Raw genomic sequence first — 15,657 nt, 5'->3', positions numbered from 1 at the left:
AAGGACAAGGCGGCGGCCGGCGCGGCCTGGCTCAGGACAGGGGGAGTTCGGGAAGGGTTTCCTCGGTGGCGAGGTCTTCGACGAGCTTGATGACCTCGAAACGCTGCCGTGGCTCGAGCTTCAGGAACGCGCGAAGCAGGCGCAGGCTTTCGACGGTGCCGCTCGCAGGCGCGCCGAGCTTGAGGTGCAGCTCAGCCGCGAAATTGAGGTTCTTCATCTCGCACCTATGAAAAGCATCGGCCTTCAAGTTCCGGCGTCGAAGTCGCACCCAAGAACCGGATGCCCCAACCGAATACAATGGCGGCAACCAACTCTCGGCCCGGCGGGCGGCAGGCCGAGCTTCATATCCGAACGGATGGGCTCAACCGAGGAGGTTGCAACTATGCCAAAGAACAACCCATCCGGCAAGCCCAACCGCGATGCTTGGTCCGCATCGCGCCACGACAATTCCGGATAACAGGATTATCGACCGCCGTCACCCACCTGCGTCAAGAAGCGGCACACAGCCTTGATCGCCGTCAATCGGCACTGCGTTTCGCCTTTGTTTCCGACGTGAACAGGCATCTGCAGACACGCACCGGCAATCGGCGGCGCCTACACGTAATTGTTGAGTCGCGTCTCAGCGGTTGTATCACCCACGACATGAACGCCTGTCTCCGGGGCGCCGATCGGGACGCCGGCGCACCGACCGAGCCGCAAGCGCCTTGGGATCGGCCGGCTTCCTCATGTCGTCGGAATGCGTCCAGCGGACGGCTTCCAGCGAGGTTCGTCGGTCCCGATTGGTTCTCCGCTCGTGAACCGTTGGTCAGGAGCGAACGACAAAGCGGTTGCGGAACGGCCACGCAGATCACCGCGCCATGGCTGATAGACTCACGATCTGGGCGCGTGTCACCACCAAAGGACGACGACATGCTTTCTCGCTGCGATCTCATCAAGGGCGCCGCGGTCGCGCTTCTCACCCTCTCGACACAAGGCGCATGGGCGCAGGAGACCAAGATGAACTTGTTCAAGATCGTCACCATCAAGGATGAAATCGTCGTCGGATTGTCGGCAGACGAGCTTCAGGCACTCGGCGGCAACGATGCGAGCGCGATTGCGCATGCGCTGGCGCAGAAAGGCGATCTCACCGTGTGGCAGTACAACGTGCATCGCGGGCCGAACGGCGAATTGCAGCAGGCGCCGACCGCCAAGATCGGGCTCTTGGCCAACGCCTCCCTCCGCGTCGAGCCCTATTCGACGCCCTACCAGATCGTACCGCATCCGTGAGCAGCGCGCGGCAGGCCCGTGGCCGAAGCCGCGGGCTTGCCATCGTCATTTGCGCTGCTCTGCTCGACGTATCCCCGCTTCCGTGGCGAAGCCGTAGATCAGCGCCAGCCGGTCCAGGCATTCACGAAAACGCCGCGCAAAATAGTCGTTCCAGCGCTGCGTACGAACGGCACGACGCTGCCCGATCTGATCCATCGTCAAGCCCAGCACGAGCACGTCGTACACCAGTGCGACGCCGTCGGTGCCGAGTTCGCGTTCGACCCGGTTCAGCCGCAGCACCGCCTGGCGCTGGCTCTCCGTGACCGGCTCGCGCGTGCGCGCGCCGTCGACATATTCGCGGGTCGGGTCCATCGCCTGAGGCCCTCGTTCCGCGCTCTCCCAGTCGCTCTGAAAGGCGCGCCCGCCGCGATATTGCGCCTCGTCGATCTGATGGTGCGCGTGCAGCCGGCCGAGCGGATCGCTGCGGACCGACCGGACGGCCACAATCTTCTCGCCCGGATCGAGCGCCAGCGGGTTGTCGACCTCGACGTCCGCCACCTCGGCATTGAACGGCACGTCACGGGATCGCCGGTCGGAGATTCCAGTCAGCTTGTAAGATTTGTTGCGTCGAGCACGTGCCACTCGGATCCTCCCTGCAAAGTTGGCGATTGCAAAATCGACGATCGAACGGGTGGCTTCCTCAGCCGGCCGAGACCAGCCGCAGGACGACGGGACCGACGTTACGGGCAGACGCAAGCCCGCATGGCCGCGTCAAGCGCGCATGCGGCGCGCAATAGCTGGAGCCTTGCTGACGCGGATGACCGCAGAACGCGATCGCCTCCCCGTCCTTGTCGCCGCCATAGGGATAGCGACAGTCGCTGCGCGCGAGTTCGAGCAGCGGGATCAGGCGCGGCCGGACGCCGACGCAGCGCAACTTGACCGGTGCCGCCCGCCTCATCGCGGACTTTGGCGGCAGGTTCAGGTTCGGTAACGTCGGACGGTACGGCGAAAGCAGACAGGCCTCCCCCGGCATGGACGGCGCGATCGGCGGGCTCGTCATCCGCGTCAATGCGGCAAGCCCCAGCCGCTTGGCGCGGCCAGCCACCGCGTTGCGCGTGTAAGCCGTTCCAAACCTTGCGTTAATCTCCCTTCCGATCGCTGCATAAGTCATTCCTCTGAGAAAATAGTCGCGAAGCGCGTCGGAGTGCTCCGACGGCCAATGGCCCGGTTCCATGCTGCTGTCCTGTGATGCGCCTCCTCCGATCGCACGATCAGGAAGGCGAAAGGCACATTCCGGTATTCCGAATCGAAAGTCAAGCGATAATTCTGATATTCATAATTGCATCAATTCCGAATTTCGGATTACAAGAGCAGACGGTGCGCAATCGAGGGAATCACCATGTTGGACGTTGCAATGATCGAGCGGGGCCTGGAAAAGACGGGCAAGAGCAAGGGCGGCCTGGCGGCGGCCATGGGCGTGCGGCCCGGTGCGGTCTCGGAGATTCTGGGCGGCGAGCGCCTCGTGAAGGCCTCGGAGATCATTCCGATCATGGAATATCTCGAGCTCAATCTCGCGCCGATCATGGGCCGCGTCGGCGCCGGTGCGGTGATCGAACCGGACTATGAGCAGGTTCCGCCGGAGGGGCTCGGCGACATCGCGCTGCCCTTCCCCATCATGGAAGAGACGATTGCATTCGAGATCGTGGGAGATTCGATGCTGCCCAAATACGAGAGCGGCGACGTGATCGTGGTCTACAAGGACCAGCGTCATCCGCTGTCGAGCTTCTACGGCGAAGAGGCCGTGGTCCGGCTCAAGACCGGCGAGCGCTATTTGAAGACCATCGAACGCGGGAAAAGCCCGTCCGTCGTTAATCTCAACAGCTTCAACGCCAAGCCAATCGTCGGCGTGAAGCTCGACTGGGTCGGAGAGATCTGTCTCTCCATGCCCAAGGGACAGCTCGAGCGGCTGCGCGCCAAGTCGGCCCGCCCCCGCAAGAAGAGCAAGTAGGTATCGATTTCCGATTTTTGGAAATCGCGCTTGACTTAGTTCCGTTTTTCAGAAATAATCTGCCGCACTCCCGACCAGGCGTGCGGCAGGTTCGTTCCATGCAATATTTCGTCGTGATGATCGACTATGGGCGGCGCGGCCGCGAGGCGGTCGTCGATCCCGAGATCACAAGACGCGAGGTCATCTCCCGCATCGCTTCCGGCGAATACCAGAATGTCTCGTTCATCCACGAAATCGCCGAGAACTCGGTCGAGGACGTGACCGAGGCCATCCTGACCGAGGCCGCCCTGCCCCAGATTCCGCCCGAGGACATCGACCTCCAGGCAGCCAACCGCGATCACGCCCGCGATCTGCGCAAGCACGAGCGGACATGACGGAAGCCGGCAGCCTGCGCCACGCCCGCCCGGGCGGACATCACACCATAAGCACGGTCGACCCCGTGGTCTTGCGCGCGGCGAGATCGGCATGCGCCTTGGCGGCATCCTTCAGTGGATAGGTTTGGTGCACCTCGATCTTGACTGCGCCGGACTTGACGACGTCGAACAGCTCGCCTGCCATCGCGACCAAACTTTCACGCTTGGCAGCGTAGGTGAATAGCGTCGGCCGGGTGACGTAGAGCGAGCCTTTTTGCGCCAGCAGGCCGAGATTGAACGGCTCCACCGCACCCGAGGACTGGCCGAACAGCGCGACAACGCCGAGCGGCGCGAGGCAATCCAGCGATTTCAGGAACGTGTCCTTGCCGACGGAATCATAAACGACCGGCACCTTCTTGCCGCCGGTGATCTCGTCGACGCGCTTCACGAAATCCTCGCGCGTGTAGATGATGACGTGGTCGCAGCCATGCGCTTTGGCGAGCTTGGCCTTCTCGTCGTTGCTGACGGTGCCGATCACGGTTGCGCCGAGATGCTTGGCCCATTGGCTCAGGATCAGACCGACGCCGCCGGCCGCGGCATGCAGCAGGATGGTGTCCCCGGCTTTTACCCGATAAGTCTGCCGGATCAGGTACTGCGTCGTCAGCCCCTTGAGCATCATCGCCGCTGCGGTCTTGTCGTCGACGCCGTCAGGCAGTTTCAACAAGCGATCGGCGGGGATCAGCCGGGCTTCGGAATAAGCGCCGAGCGGCGAAGCGCCGTAGGCGACGCGATCGCCCGGCTTCAGATCGGTGACACCTGGGCCGACCTCCTCGATCACGCCGGCCGCCTCGCTGCCGAGCCCGCTCGGCAGTTGCGCCGGATACAGACCCGAGCGGTTGTAGATGTCGACGAAATTGAGGCCGACGGCAGTGTGGCGGATGCGTGCCTCGCCCGGGCCGGGCTTGCCGACGTTGACCTCCTCCCAAACCAGAACTTCCGGGCCGCCGGGCTTGTGAAAACGAATGGCGTGCGTCATGGGCGTTACTCCCTTGTCGTTGCAGTGAGGCTCAGAGAACCTGATCGGGCCTGTGAAATAGGCATTTAGTCCGCCGGTTACAGTACAGAGGCGTAACAAGAATGTCACAGCGAACCACAAACGCCCTCCGTTCCGCCTCTGTTCGAAAGAGTTGATGACGAGCCTGCAGCCGGTGGCAGTAGCCTTCACGCGGGGTTTGTAGTCGCCTGCGAAGGAGAGCCGAGATGCCAGCTTATGTTCAGCATCATCAGGAGGTCGAGATCGCGCCAGTGAACTGCCCCACCTGTATGGGGTTCCTGCCGATGTATGTGCGCGAGGTAGAACCGCATTGGAGCCTTGCCAAGATAGACTTTGTCTATGAATGCGCCGATTGCGGCGCCGAGCTCAGACAGACCATCCGCAAGCCGGAGTTGCTGCGGCACTGATCGGGCGCCAGCGCGCAACTATTTGCGTTGAGCGGAAAAAAAACGCCGGTCACGCGGGTCTGATGCCTCCCAAACGAGACTTGTTCTTTGCCGGGAACGCAGGCAGAACAAGCCTCAAGCAAGACCTTTGGGAGCGCCCTTCGTGGCTGATCAGAAGGCCTCGACGTCGATCGAGGCAGTGGAGAGCGGCCTCGCCGCACAAGGCTATATCGCGAGCCGGCAGATCGCGACCGCCGTCTATTTGTCGCAGCAGATCGAGAAGCCGATCCTGGTCGAGGGTCCCGCGGGCGTCGGCAAGACCGAGCTTGCCAAGGCCATTGCCGCTTGGCGCGGCATGAAGATGATCCGCCTGCAATGCTACGAAGGCCTCGACGAGGCCAAGGCACTCTATGAGTGGAAATACGCCAAGCAGCTTCTCTACACCCAGATCCTGAAGGACAAGCTCGGCGAAGTGCTCGGCGGCGCGCAGACGCTGCATGCCGCGCTCGACCAGCTCCACGATTTCGGTGACGTGTTCTTCTCCAAGGAATTCGTCGAGCCGCGTCCCCTGCTCCAGGCGCTGGAGCAGCCCGGCGGCTGCGTGCTCCTGATCGACGAGATCGATAAGTCGGATGCGGAATTCGAGTCGCTTCTGTTGGAAATCCTGTCCGACTTCCAGGTCACGATCCCCGAGCTCGGCACCGTCTCCGCGATCACGCCGCCGACGGTGATCCTCACCTCCAACAGCGAGCGCGATCTTGGCGACGCCCTGAAGCGGCGCTGCCTGCATCTGCACATCGGCTTTCCCGAGCAGAGGCTGGAGGAACGCATCGTCGAGAGCCGCGTGCCCGGCATCTCGCAGACGCTGCGCCGGCAGATGGTCGGTTTCATCCACGAGATCCGCTCGCTCGATCTGAAGAAGCTGCCCTCGGTCAGCGAGACCATCGATTGGGCGCGCGTACTGGTGCTGCTTCAGGCTGCGGAGCTCGATACCGAGATCGTCAAAGACACGCTCAACGTGCTCCTGAAATACGAAGCCGACATCGAGGCAGCATCGCCGCAGGTTACGACCTTCATTGCCAAGGCGGCACGGTCCAACGTCTTCGGTTGACTCCGATGCGCGAGAATCTCCATCGTTTCTTTCGGGCAGCCCGGGGCGTCGGCGTCCACGTCTCGCCTGCCGAAAGCATCGATGCGATGCGCGCGGTCAAGCAGGTCGGCTTCTCCGACCGGGCCATCCTGCGCGATGCGCTGCTGCTGACGCTCGCCAAGTCGCAGGACGAGAAGCTCGCACTCGCCGACTGTTTCGATCTCTTCTTCAGTCAGCCGGAACCGCGGCAGGATCAGCCTGAGACCAGCAGCGAGGACGCTCAGCAGGGCCCAGATCAGTCGCCCTCGTCCGGCGCGGCCAGCGAAACGGGTGAAGGTCAGCCTCGCCAGGAGTTGGGCCCGCTTGCGCAGATGCTGCTGTCGCAGGATCGCAATGCGATTGCGGCCGCGATCGCCACTGCCTCCGGTGCCGCCTCACTCTCCGATATCCGTTACTCCACCCAGCGCGGCATCTTCTCCAGCCGCATCCTCGACGCCATGGGTCTGCAGCGCCTGCGGGACGATCTGGACGAATTGACCGCGACCAACCCGTCGCTGGCCGAACGTCTTCGCGCCGCGCTCGATGCCCTGCGCGAAGCGGTGCGTGACACGGTCTCCCAGGGGCTTGCTCTCTACGCCCGCGAGGAAGCCGAAAACCTCCGCAACGAAATCCTGCGCAACGCACCGCTCGCGCGCATCGAGCGCCGACAGGTCGCCGAGATGCGCGCCCTCATCCGCCAGATCGCACGCCGGCTGCGCGAGCGCTATTCGAAGCCGCGCAAACGCCAGCGCCGCGGCCATCTCGACGTTCGCCGTACGCTTCGCCGTAACGCGGCCTGGGGCGGCGTGCCTTTCCTCACCGCATGGAAGCGCAAGCATCGCGACCGGCCCAAGATCGTGGCGCTCTGCGACGTCTCCGGCTCGGTCGCTCAGGTCTCCGACTTCTTCCTGCTCCTGATCCACTCGCTGCACGAGGTGGTCGACGACGTCCACTCGTTTGCCTTCTCATCGCATCTGATCGAGGTCAGCGAGATCTTGGAGAAGAACGCGCCGGAAGAGGCGATGGCCGAGATCATGTCCAAGGTCGGCTTCGGCTCCTCCGACTACGGCTCCTCGTTGGTCGATTTCGAGAAAGAGTTCATGAGCACGCTGACGCCGCAGACCACGGTGATCGTGCTCGGCGACGCCCGCAGCAACAATCTGGATCCCCGCGCCGACATCCTGCGCCGCATCTCCGAACGTTCGAAGCGACTGGTTTGGCTCAATCCCGAAGGACGGCTCGCCTGGGGCTTTGGCGATTCCGAGATGCCGCGCTACGCGACCTTTTGCAGCGTCGTGCGCCAATGCGCCACCGCGCAACAGCTTGAGCGCGCAGTGTCCGATATCGTCGCTACCTATCAGTGATCGGCGATCAGGCCCGCCCTTGAGGTCAGGCGGCCTCGGCCTGGGCAAGATTGCATTCCCGAAAGTGATACGCAATTTCGTCGAGCGCGCGCTGCTCCCATTCCTCGGCTTGCGCGAGCCAGAAAACCCGTCGCTCAAAATCGAGCGCAGCGCGCTCCCGGCACAGCGACTCCTGACTGCGAATTTCGACCAGCCTGTTCATGCACTCCACTCCTGCCTGTGAAGCCATTCGCCGTGAATCAACCTAACAGAGTCCTGAATACTCAGTCTCATCATTTCTGTGCATATTGCGACTCTCTGCATATTGCGACGCGAAATGGGACAGTAGCGCTTCCCGTGCAGCGCAGTAGTTCTGCGTCGCAGCATCCAAGCCTAAATCATCAATATGTGATCGGAGTCCGGGACGATTTTCGTGGTCGGACGATCTTAACTCTTGTGGCGCAACGAAGTGCGGCAATTTGTGAAGAGGCATTCTAAACAACTCACCGAATTCCCGACTCATTGTCGTCGCATGGTGTTCATGCAGCGTCGCTAACAGAGGCGCGCGAACGGCACTATCGCTTGAGGCAACATGAGCAACGACGTCGACTTCGATCTTTCTCCGGATCAATGGGAAGCGTTACGCACACTTCGCAATCCGGCGTCGAACGGCCGCCTATCGAGGGTCTATCTCGTGGAAAGCCTCGTCAAGCTCGGCCTCGTTGTTGTCAATGACGGCGTGCCTGAAATGACACCTGGCGGACGCAAGGTACTCGTGCGGGGGTCGTGCAGGTTGCTGGACCTTGCGGCCTGACACGTGCGTCAAAAGATCTGTGCGATCACGATCGCGTAAGCGATGAACACGCACCCGAGTCCCCACACCATCGCCGGAATCTGCGACCGCCGGCCGACCGTCACTTCCAGGGCGATGTAGCTCAGCGTGCCCAGGGCCATTCCGTTGATGAGGTTATTGGTCAACACGGTGACCAGCAACGTCAGCACGATCGGAACCGCATTGACGAGATCGGTCATGTCAATGCGGGCGAGGCCCTGCATCATCAGCACGCCGACGAGCACCAGTGCGGGCGCGGTCGCTTGCGGCGGGATGATGACGAAGATCGGCCAGAAGAACAGCGCGAGGAAGAAGAAGCCTGCAACCGTCAGCGAGGTCAGACCGGTGCGACCGCCGGCCTGCACGCCGGTGATGGATTCGATGTAGGCGGTGACGACGGAGGTACCGAGCAACGGCCCCACGATCGAAGCGGTCGCGTCGGTCGCAAATGCGGCGGTGGCATTCGGGATCGAGCCGTCGGGCTTGCGCAAATTGGCAGCGCCGGTCACGCCGATCAGCGTGCCCAGCGTCGAAAAGAATTCGGCACACAGGAAATAGAACAGCAGCGGCAGCGCCACGACGAAGTGGCTGAAGAGATAGCCAATATCGAGTGCCAAGAAGGTGCCGGTCGGCCAGCGCGGCCAAGCCATGATGGCTGATGGCACCGACGTCACCATCTTTCCGTTGGCGCCTGGGACGAAGAATCCGATCAGGGTGAGCACCGCGATCGACAGGATCAGCGCGGCCGGCACCCGGCGCGCCACCAGCACCGGCGTGAGCAGGAGGCCGAACAGCGTCAGCAGAACCGGCGGGCTGCGCAAGGATCCCATGGCGATGTAGGTCGACGAGTTCTGGACCACGAAGCCGGCGCCCCGTAACGCAATGAAGACGATCAGGGTACCGACCGCCGCCTGGATGCCGATTTTCAGCGCCTCCGGCACGTCCTTCGCGACTTTCTCGCGCAGCTTCGACAAGCTGAGGATCAGGAACAGCACGCCGGTGAGAGCGACCATGGCGAGGGCGCCTTGCCAGGGCATGCCCATCTGCTTGACGATAACATAGGTGAAGATGACATTAGAGCCCATCGCGGGCGCAACTGCGAGCGGCAGGTTGGCCCACAGCCCCATCATCACCGAGCCGAAGATCGCAGCAAGCGCCGTCGCGCTGACGAGATCGGCACGATCCATCCCGGCGTTGGACATGATCGCGGGATTCACGGCGATGATGTAAGCCATAGCCGCGAAGGTGGTCGCGCCGGCCGTCACCTCCCGACCAACGCTCGTGCCACGTTCGGTGAGGCCAAAGGTGCGATCCAGCAATCCCGAAGCTGCGTGCGGTGCCGGCTTGGGAGCGAGTTGCGGCTTCGTCATCTCGTTCATGCCAGTCTTCCCCCTACCAGACCACCGGGTGCGCTTCACCGGTCTGCACGTTGATGAAGCCGAGCGGCGCCTGCTCGCACGGCGCCACCAGGACCCAGCTCCAGGGCGCACAGGTCAGCGTTGCGAACATGAGCCGCTCCGGAAATCCCGGATACCAGCGCGGCCGGAACGTCGGCTCGTACATCCAGTCGACCTTGCGGCCCTCTGCGTAAAGCGCCTGCATCTCGGCATCGAGCGCCTGCGCCGAGCGACAGCTCATCAGCCCGCCGACCTCGAAGCGTACGGTGGCGACGAGCTTACCCTCGCGCACCAGCGCCCAGCCGCCCTGAAGTTCGACCAGCGCGTTCACCGCCTTCGCCATCGCCGCGTCGGACGAACCGACCACCCAGATATTGTGCTTGTCGTGCGCGACCGAACAGGCCACGGCCGTATCCGGCGTGCGCGGCCCACAGCCGCGCCAGAACATCTTGGCAACCCGCCCGTCGCCGGAAAAACGGTCGACGATGGCGAATTTGGTGATGGCCTCGCTCTCGTCGCGCTGCACGGCACCGTCACGCACGGGCAATTCGAGCGTGTAGAATTCGGGATGCCAATGGAAGGGGCGGATCACAGCCGCCTTCATCGTGGTACGGCCGGGTGCGGCCGGAAGCTCGAAATCCTGAGGCTTGATCGTGCGCTTGATGTTGACTGTCTTCGTTGCCCAATCCGGCCACTGGATCTCAGGCACCTTGCCGAGATGGCGCTTTCCCTCGGATACCTGGGCGCCATCGGCCCACACTTCGGCGATCGTGAGCTTGGCGACATCCGAGAGCAGCACGACGTCGCCAAAACGCCCGGGAGCCAGGCTGCCGACGAACGGCGTGAGGCGCATGTGCCGCGCCGGATTGATGGTGAGACACTGGATCGCGATCTCAGGCGCAAGACCGGCCTCGATCGCGACCCGCGCATTGTGATCGCTGGCGCCGAGCTCGAGCGTGTGGCTGGCGCTGCGATCATCCGTGGTGAACGCGATCTGCGACCAGTCCTGCAAGCCCTTCGCGAGCAGCCATTTGACGATCTCGTCCATTGCATACACGCGCAGCTCGACGAACAAGCCGCGGGTGAGCTTGTCCCAGGTTTCCTCTGGCGTCTGCACTTCGTGGTCGGAAGCGAGCCCGGCCGCGGCAAAGGCATTGATGGAAGGCAGATCGCGCAAACCCGACGCGTGGCCTTCGACGACGCCGCGCGCGGCAAACGTCGCCTCGATCATGCCCCAGAGCCGCTTGTAGGAGGGATTGTCGGGATTCCAAACGGCCGGCCAGTCCATCACTTCGTCGAGCCCGGTGACCATCAGGCTCTCGGTCATGAAGCGCGCTTGCTCGTCGTGGCCATACCAGCCGCCGCCCCATTCGTAAGCCGTCGGCGGCACGGCTGAACCGGGTTGCGGAAAGATCTTGAGCGGCGAACCGCGGCGGCGCGCCTCGAACCAGAATTCGAGATTGCGCGCGCCGTTGACGTTGGAAAATTCATGGCTCGCCTCGCAGGTCCAGGTATTGCCGTGCGGCAGCACCAGCGCCGCCTCCCATTCCGGCGTCAGATGCGAGCTTTCGATATGTTTGTGTACCTCGCCGAAGCCGGGCACCGCGGCAAGATCCGGCCGATGCACGCGCTCCCGGACCTCGCCGGCATAGGCGCCGGCCGGCCCGACCCACGCAATACGCCGGCCCTTGAAAACGATCTCCTGATCCTGGCTCCAGGTGCGGCTGTGCACATCGAGCAACCTGCCGACCCGCAAGGAGCGATCGGCCGGACGTCGGCCGAGCGCCGTCAGCACCAGGTCCTGGCGGATGCGAACCTCGTCGCGCGCGTTGATCAGGAGGTCGTCGGGGATCGCATTCATGGCCTGCCTCACTCCACGCCGGTACTTTCGCGCGCTGTGGTTCGCTTTCGCGGCGATTTGCTGGCCTTGCCGCCGCGCGCTGCAGCTGCATCGCGCTGACGGACATCTTTCAAAAGCGTCGTGAGCGCCCACTCGATCGCGTCGGCGATCTCGGCGCTGGACATGCCGAAGTCCTCGCGCATCGCATTCCATGCCAGCACGTTGTTGAGATAGGATGCGAGCGCCTCCGCCTGACGAATCTCCTTCGCGGGGAGATGCCGCACCAGCGGTGCCATTGCCTTGTGATGCTGGTCGATCAGGTGTCGCCGGAACCCGGCGCGTACCCGACGGCCGGCCCGCGTCATCGCAATGGCGCGCGCCAGATGCGGATGGCGGTCGAACCGCTTGCACAGCTTGCGGAAGATATCCGGCAGCTCGTCGGGCGAGGTGAAGGGAATGTAGCTGAAGACGTTGTCCTCGATCCACTCGCCGGCCGCCGCGAACAGTTCCGCGCGGGTCTTGAAATGCCGATAGATGGTTCGCTCGGCGACCTTCGCGCGCTTGGCCACCGCGGCCATGGAAATATCGTCAGCCGCCTCATCTTCCAGCGTCTCGACAAACGCCGCAACGATGCGCTGCCGTGTCATCTCGGCATATTCGTCGCGAAGGCTGGCGATATGTCGCTTTGCTGCACTCATGTCATAAGCCTGACACCAGCGGGTTGGGGGGTCAAGCCGAGACTTAAGGCACGCCACGCCGCAACAATGGGCGTCGGCATGCTCCGGGGCGGCTGGCCGCCCTGACGGGCACGACTTCGCCCGCCGCCTGAAAAATGGACTTTTGCCGGTCGCCAAAATCGGATTTGCTCTGCCGAGAACTGATCGCGCGCAATGGCGCGGCCAAGGTGCTCGAAGGCGGCGAATTGATCGACGTGACCGCGGAAGCGCGGATCAGTCGCCCCACCGGAGGAGCGGCGTCCCAAATGCCCTCCTCCAGACGGACAGGAAGCGGGGAAACCAGGAGTGCGCCACCGCTCCCTTGTAGGCCCAGGTGCGATATTTGAGGCCTTGCTCCGAGATCAGCTCCTGATACCCGCCATGGACTTCGGTCGCGGTGCGGATGTCTTTCAATATCCCCTGCGCATAAGCGCGGTAGGTATCGCTGCCGGAGGCCTCATCAAAGTCCAGCATGCGGTCCGCGAACTCGACGTTGAACGTGGGCCAGGACGAGCGCCCCTGATAAGCGGGCGCCGCGATCTTGTGGATCATCTTGTTGCGTGGATTATCCGTCGAGACGAAGAAGTGGAACGTGCTGGGTATGCGAAACCGTGGTTCGGCGATGACCAGATCCGTCGTGGCCGCAAACAGCGCACGCTCGCTGGCGTCGTTCATATCCCAGAAGCCGCGATGCACGCTGACGAAATCCAGCGCGACCATGGACACCGGCAAGCCCGACGGGCCATCCAGCGAGTGCCTGATATAGCCGTCCTTGCCGAACAGACGCAGCAGATCCTGCTTGTATTGCGCGAGGTCGCGCCCGAGCAGCCGCTTCAGCTCGTTCTCGTCGACCACGGAAAGCTGCACACCCCACACGAAGGTCGTGTACACGCAGGCATTGGTGACGAAACGCCGACGCTCGGCACGCGTATCCGTCGCTGCGGAACGAGGCCCGCCGGCATCGCACAGCAAATACCTGACGCCGTCGGCTTCGAACGGCTCGAGCTCGCCTGCGAGCTTCAGAATCGCGCGCTTGAGGTCAACGCCGTATTCGGCCAGCAACAGGCGGCCGGCATGCGCGCATTGCGACATCGCCAGATAGGACGACGCCCGCTCCTCGGCCGAGAGCATCTGCTGGAGGCCGGCGATAATGCCAAGCAGCGTATCGGACGGGCGCGAGAAATAGTTCACGCCGAGATAGCGGCCGCGTCCCGCCGGCACGATGGTGGTCGTGACGACGTCGGCGCGAACCGCCTCCAGCAGCAGGCGAACGCTCTTTTCCAGCAGTCGCGCCCGCCGCACCGCATCCTGCGAATCCATGATGGTCTCGGGGTCGAGAACGTCAGGATAGAACCAGGCGAAGTCGCGCGGGTAGTAAGCGGAGGCGTGCGGCGCGCCCGTGACGAGGAAAGCCTCGGTTACCGAAAAGGCGCTGTCCATCGAGTGCCGGTAAAGGTCCTCGATCGCCGAGAGCGAATGAAGCGATTTTCTCAGAAATCTATCGCCCAGGAAATTGACCGCCTGCAGAGCGTTGGCGACGAAGGTCGCCGCGAAGCCCTGGTAGAACCGATTTCCACGATGTGATGGCAAGGAGATATCGCTATTCATTCGCGCCTGGTGTCTCGTGGCTCCGGCGATGGCCGGTCACCACTCTCAGGATGACTGATTCGTATCTCGCCCCGATGACAGGCGAGCTCCAGACCGTCAGTTCACCCCGGCGCGGTCCTCCCGCGGCCTGAAATTCTCGATTACCCGCAGCAGCACCCGCGCGCCGGCGTCGGCGTCCGCAAGCTCTACATGCTCATCCGGATGATGGCTGATGCCGCCGCGGCAGCGGACGAAGATCATGCCGACATCGGCAACGTCGATCATCGCCATGCCGTCATGCCCTGCCCCGCTCGGCAGCTCGAAGACGGAAAAACCCTCCGCTCCGATTGCCTGCGCGATCTGCTCTTTCAGCCAGCGCGCGCAAGGCGCGGTGCGGTTCTCGTGGGTGACGTCGAGTTGGAGCGCCAGTTGCCGGCGCTTGGCGATCGCCTCGATCTGGCGGACCATTTCGGCGACGGCGCGCTTGCGGTGCATGTCGGTCGGCGCGCGCATGTCGATGGTGAAGGATACCTCGCCCGGAATGACGTTGGTCGCGCCGGGCTTGGCGTGGATGTATCCGACGGTGCCGACCAGCCCGTTGGCGTCGGTCCGGCAAAATTGTTCGATCGCGACGATGCATTCGGCCGCGCCGGTGAGCGCGTCGCGGCGAAGTGCCATCGGCACCGTGCCGGCGTGACCGGCCATGCCGGTCAGCCGCGCGGCAAGCCGTGTCGCACCAGCGATCGCGGTAACCACCCCGACGGGCAGGTTCTGCGCCTCCAGCACCGGCCCCTGCTCGATGTGCAGCTCGAGATAGGCAAGCAGCTCCCGCCGCGCCCGCGCAGCCGCCCCGATATGATCGGGGTCGAGGCCGAACGTGACGAGCGCATCGCGCATCGATATGCCGTCGCGGTCGCGCGTCGTCAGAACGCTCTCGTCAAATGTGCCCGCCACCGCACGGCTGCCGAGGAGCGTCGAGGCGAAGCGTACCCCCTCTTCATCGGCAAAGCCGACAACCTCGATCGCGAACGGCAGGCGCTTGCCGCGGCGGTTGAGGTCTGCGACGCAGGCGATCGCCGTGATCACGCCGAGCGGCCCGTCCCATTTGCCGGCATCGCGCACGGTGTCGTAGTGCGAGCCGAGCATCAGGCAGGGCGCACCCGGCCGCTCACCCTCATAGCGACCACAGACATTGCCGATCGCGTCCACATGCGCGTTCATGCCTGCCTCTCGCATCCAGCTCAGGATGAGGTCCGCAGCCTCGCGCAGCTCCTTGCTGAGATAGACGCGGGTGAGCTTGCCGGCCTCTTCCGAGATTGTACTGAGCTCGTTGATGCGGCCCACGATCTCTGCACCGAGCGACGTCGTCTGAGCGGCATTACCGGCAACCATCTCGGCGGGCTTTCCATCTCGCGGGACCGGAGCAGCTGGTCCTGATGACAATCGATACAAGGTCGGTGCCAGCGGAAATCACCGCATCCAGCGCCGTGCCTATCTGCGTGGTTACCATGAATACGAGCAGCCGGCCGACGTCCCCGCCCGCCGTGCACACGCGCGCAAGCTTAGAACTGCTTAACTCCATTGCATACAACGGGGAATAATTGCCCATAAATTAATCTGCCGATTTCCTGACCAGGATTCGAGCAGAGTAAAAATTGATTTTTTATCAATGGCTTAATCTGGAATGCGTGCTCCGCGGCCTGTGGCACGAAGCTTGCGAACACTTCATCCCGGGCTCCGCCAGACCGGCGGTCGCCGCGAGATCAA

Annotated in this window: 17 protein-coding genes; 7 read left to right on the top strand and 10 right to left on the bottom strand. The window is 63.3% G+C overall.

Annotated elements, in window-relative coordinates; all coding sequences use genetic code 11:
- Positions 1-31: 31 nt before the first annotated feature.
- Positions 32-217 (bottom strand): hypothetical protein, encoded by a 186-nt coding sequence (locus NLM27_RS05410; RefSeq protein ID WP_254142362.1) that lies wholly within the window; start codon positions 215-217, stop codon positions 32-34.
- A 692-nt stretch (positions 218-909) separates the two neighbouring features.
- Here NLM27_RS05410 and NLM27_RS05405 point away from each other — a divergent pair.
- Positions 910-1,266 (top strand): hypothetical protein, encoded by a 357-nt coding sequence (locus NLM27_RS05405; RefSeq protein WP_254142361.1) that lies wholly within the window; start codon positions 910-912, stop codon positions 1,264-1,266.
- A 45-nt stretch (positions 1,267-1,311) separates the two neighbouring features.
- Here the strand turns inward: NLM27_RS05405 and NLM27_RS05400 are convergent, their stop codons facing one another.
- Together NLM27_RS05400 and NLM27_RS05395 are read right to left on the bottom strand one after the other, a co-directional pair.
- Entirely contained in the window at positions 1,312-1,887 is a 576-nt protein-coding gene (locus tag NLM27_RS05400) for a hypothetical protein (protein WP_254142360.1), read from the bottom strand.
- Between the two features lie 58 nt (positions 1,888-1,945).
- Positions 1,946-2,479, bottom strand: a complete 534-nt coding sequence (locus tag NLM27_RS05395) for a GcrA family cell cycle regulator (RefSeq protein WP_254142359.1) — start codon at positions 2,477-2,479, stop codon at positions 1,946-1,948.
- A gap of 165 nt (positions 2,480-2,644) precedes the next feature.
- Between NLM27_RS05395 and NLM27_RS05390 the strand changes: the two genes are divergently transcribed.
- Together NLM27_RS05390 and NLM27_RS05385 are read left to right on the top strand one after the other, a co-directional pair.
- On the top strand, positions 2,645-3,253 hold the full coding sequence (locus NLM27_RS05390; protein WP_254142358.1) for a S24 family peptidase: 609 nt from the start codon (positions 2,645-2,647) through the stop codon (positions 3,251-3,253).
- 98 nt (positions 3,254-3,351) lie between these two features.
- A complete protein-coding gene (locus tag NLM27_RS05385) occupies positions 3,352-3,627 on the top strand; it encodes a hypothetical protein (protein WP_254142357.1) in 276 nt (91 codons plus the stop codon).
- A gap of 40 nt (positions 3,628-3,667) precedes the next feature.
- On the opposite strand, the gene NLM27_RS05380 is transcribed toward NLM27_RS05385, so the two are convergent.
- Entirely contained in the window at positions 3,668-4,642 is a 975-nt protein-coding gene (locus NLM27_RS05380; protein WP_254142356.1) for a quinone oxidoreductase, read from the bottom strand.
- Between the two features lie 224 nt (positions 4,643-4,866).
- Here NLM27_RS05380 and NLM27_RS05375 point away from each other — a divergent pair, with 224 nt between their 5' ends.
- The 3 genes from NLM27_RS05375 to NLM27_RS05365 all read left to right on the top strand — a co-directional run bounded on the left by NLM27_RS05375 (position 4,867) and on the right by NLM27_RS05365 (position 7,539).
- Positions 4,867-5,067 (top strand): hypothetical protein, encoded by a 201-nt coding sequence (locus NLM27_RS05375; protein WP_254142355.1) that lies wholly within the window; start codon positions 4,867-4,869, stop codon positions 5,065-5,067.
- Between the two features lie 142 nt (positions 5,068-5,209).
- Entirely contained in the window at positions 5,210-6,157 is a 948-nt protein-coding gene (locus tag NLM27_RS05370) for an AAA family ATPase (protein ID WP_254142354.1), read from the top strand.
- A gap of 5 nt (positions 6,158-6,162) precedes the next feature.
- Positions 6,163-7,539, top strand: coding sequence for a VWA domain-containing protein (locus NLM27_RS05365; protein ID WP_254142353.1), 1,377 nt, complete (start codon positions 6,163-6,165; stop codon positions 7,537-7,539).
- A 25-nt stretch (positions 7,540-7,564) separates the two neighbouring features.
- Here the strand turns inward: NLM27_RS05365 and NLM27_RS05360 are convergent, their stop codons facing one another.
- A complete protein-coding gene (locus tag NLM27_RS05360) occupies positions 7,565-7,741 on the bottom strand; it encodes a hypothetical protein (RefSeq protein WP_254142352.1) in 177 nt (58 codons plus the stop codon).
- 369 nt (positions 7,742-8,110) lie between these two features.
- On the opposite strand from NLM27_RS05360, the gene NLM27_RS05355 reads away from it, so the two are divergent.
- A complete protein-coding gene (locus NLM27_RS05355) occupies positions 8,111-8,332 on the top strand; it encodes a hypothetical protein (RefSeq protein WP_254142351.1) in 222 nt (73 codons plus the stop codon).
- Between the two features lie 8 nt (positions 8,333-8,340).
- On the opposite strand, the gene NLM27_RS05350 is transcribed toward NLM27_RS05355, so the two are convergent.
- From NLM27_RS05350 to NLM27_RS05330, 5 genes are all read right to left on the bottom strand, one after another.
- Entirely contained in the window at positions 8,341-9,729 is a 1,389-nt protein-coding gene (locus tag NLM27_RS05350; RefSeq protein ID WP_254142350.1) for an NCS2 family permease, read from the bottom strand.
- A 13-nt stretch (positions 9,730-9,742) separates the two neighbouring features.
- Positions 9,743-11,608, bottom strand: coding sequence for an adenine deaminase (locus tag NLM27_RS05345; RefSeq protein ID WP_254142349.1), 1,866 nt, complete (start codon positions 11,606-11,608; stop codon positions 9,743-9,745).
- 8 nt (positions 11,609-11,616) lie between these two features.
- Positions 11,617-12,285, bottom strand: coding sequence for a TetR/AcrR family transcriptional regulator (locus tag NLM27_RS05340; RefSeq protein WP_254142348.1), 669 nt, complete (start codon positions 12,283-12,285; stop codon positions 11,617-11,619).
- Between the two features lie 252 nt (positions 12,286-12,537).
- On the bottom strand, positions 12,538-13,911 hold the full coding sequence (locus tag NLM27_RS05335) for a hypothetical protein (RefSeq protein WP_254142347.1): 1,374 nt from the start codon (positions 13,909-13,911) through the stop codon (positions 12,538-12,540).
- 96 nt (positions 13,912-14,007) lie between these two features.
- Positions 14,008-15,282 carry an allantoate amidohydrolase gene (locus tag NLM27_RS05330; RefSeq protein WP_254142346.1) on the bottom strand — a complete coding sequence of 425 codons (1,275 nt, stop codon included), beginning with the start codon at positions 15,280-15,282 and terminating at the stop codon, positions 14,008-14,010.
- Positions 15,283-15,657 lie beyond the last annotated feature (375 nt).

This window comes from Bradyrhizobium sp. CCGB12, from assembly GCF_024199845.1.
Classification (GTDB): Bacteria; Pseudomonadota; Alphaproteobacteria; order Rhizobiales; family Xanthobacteraceae; genus Bradyrhizobium.
Note: the sequence above shows the minus strand (reverse complement) of the source record. Positions and strands in the feature narration are given on the sequence as shown.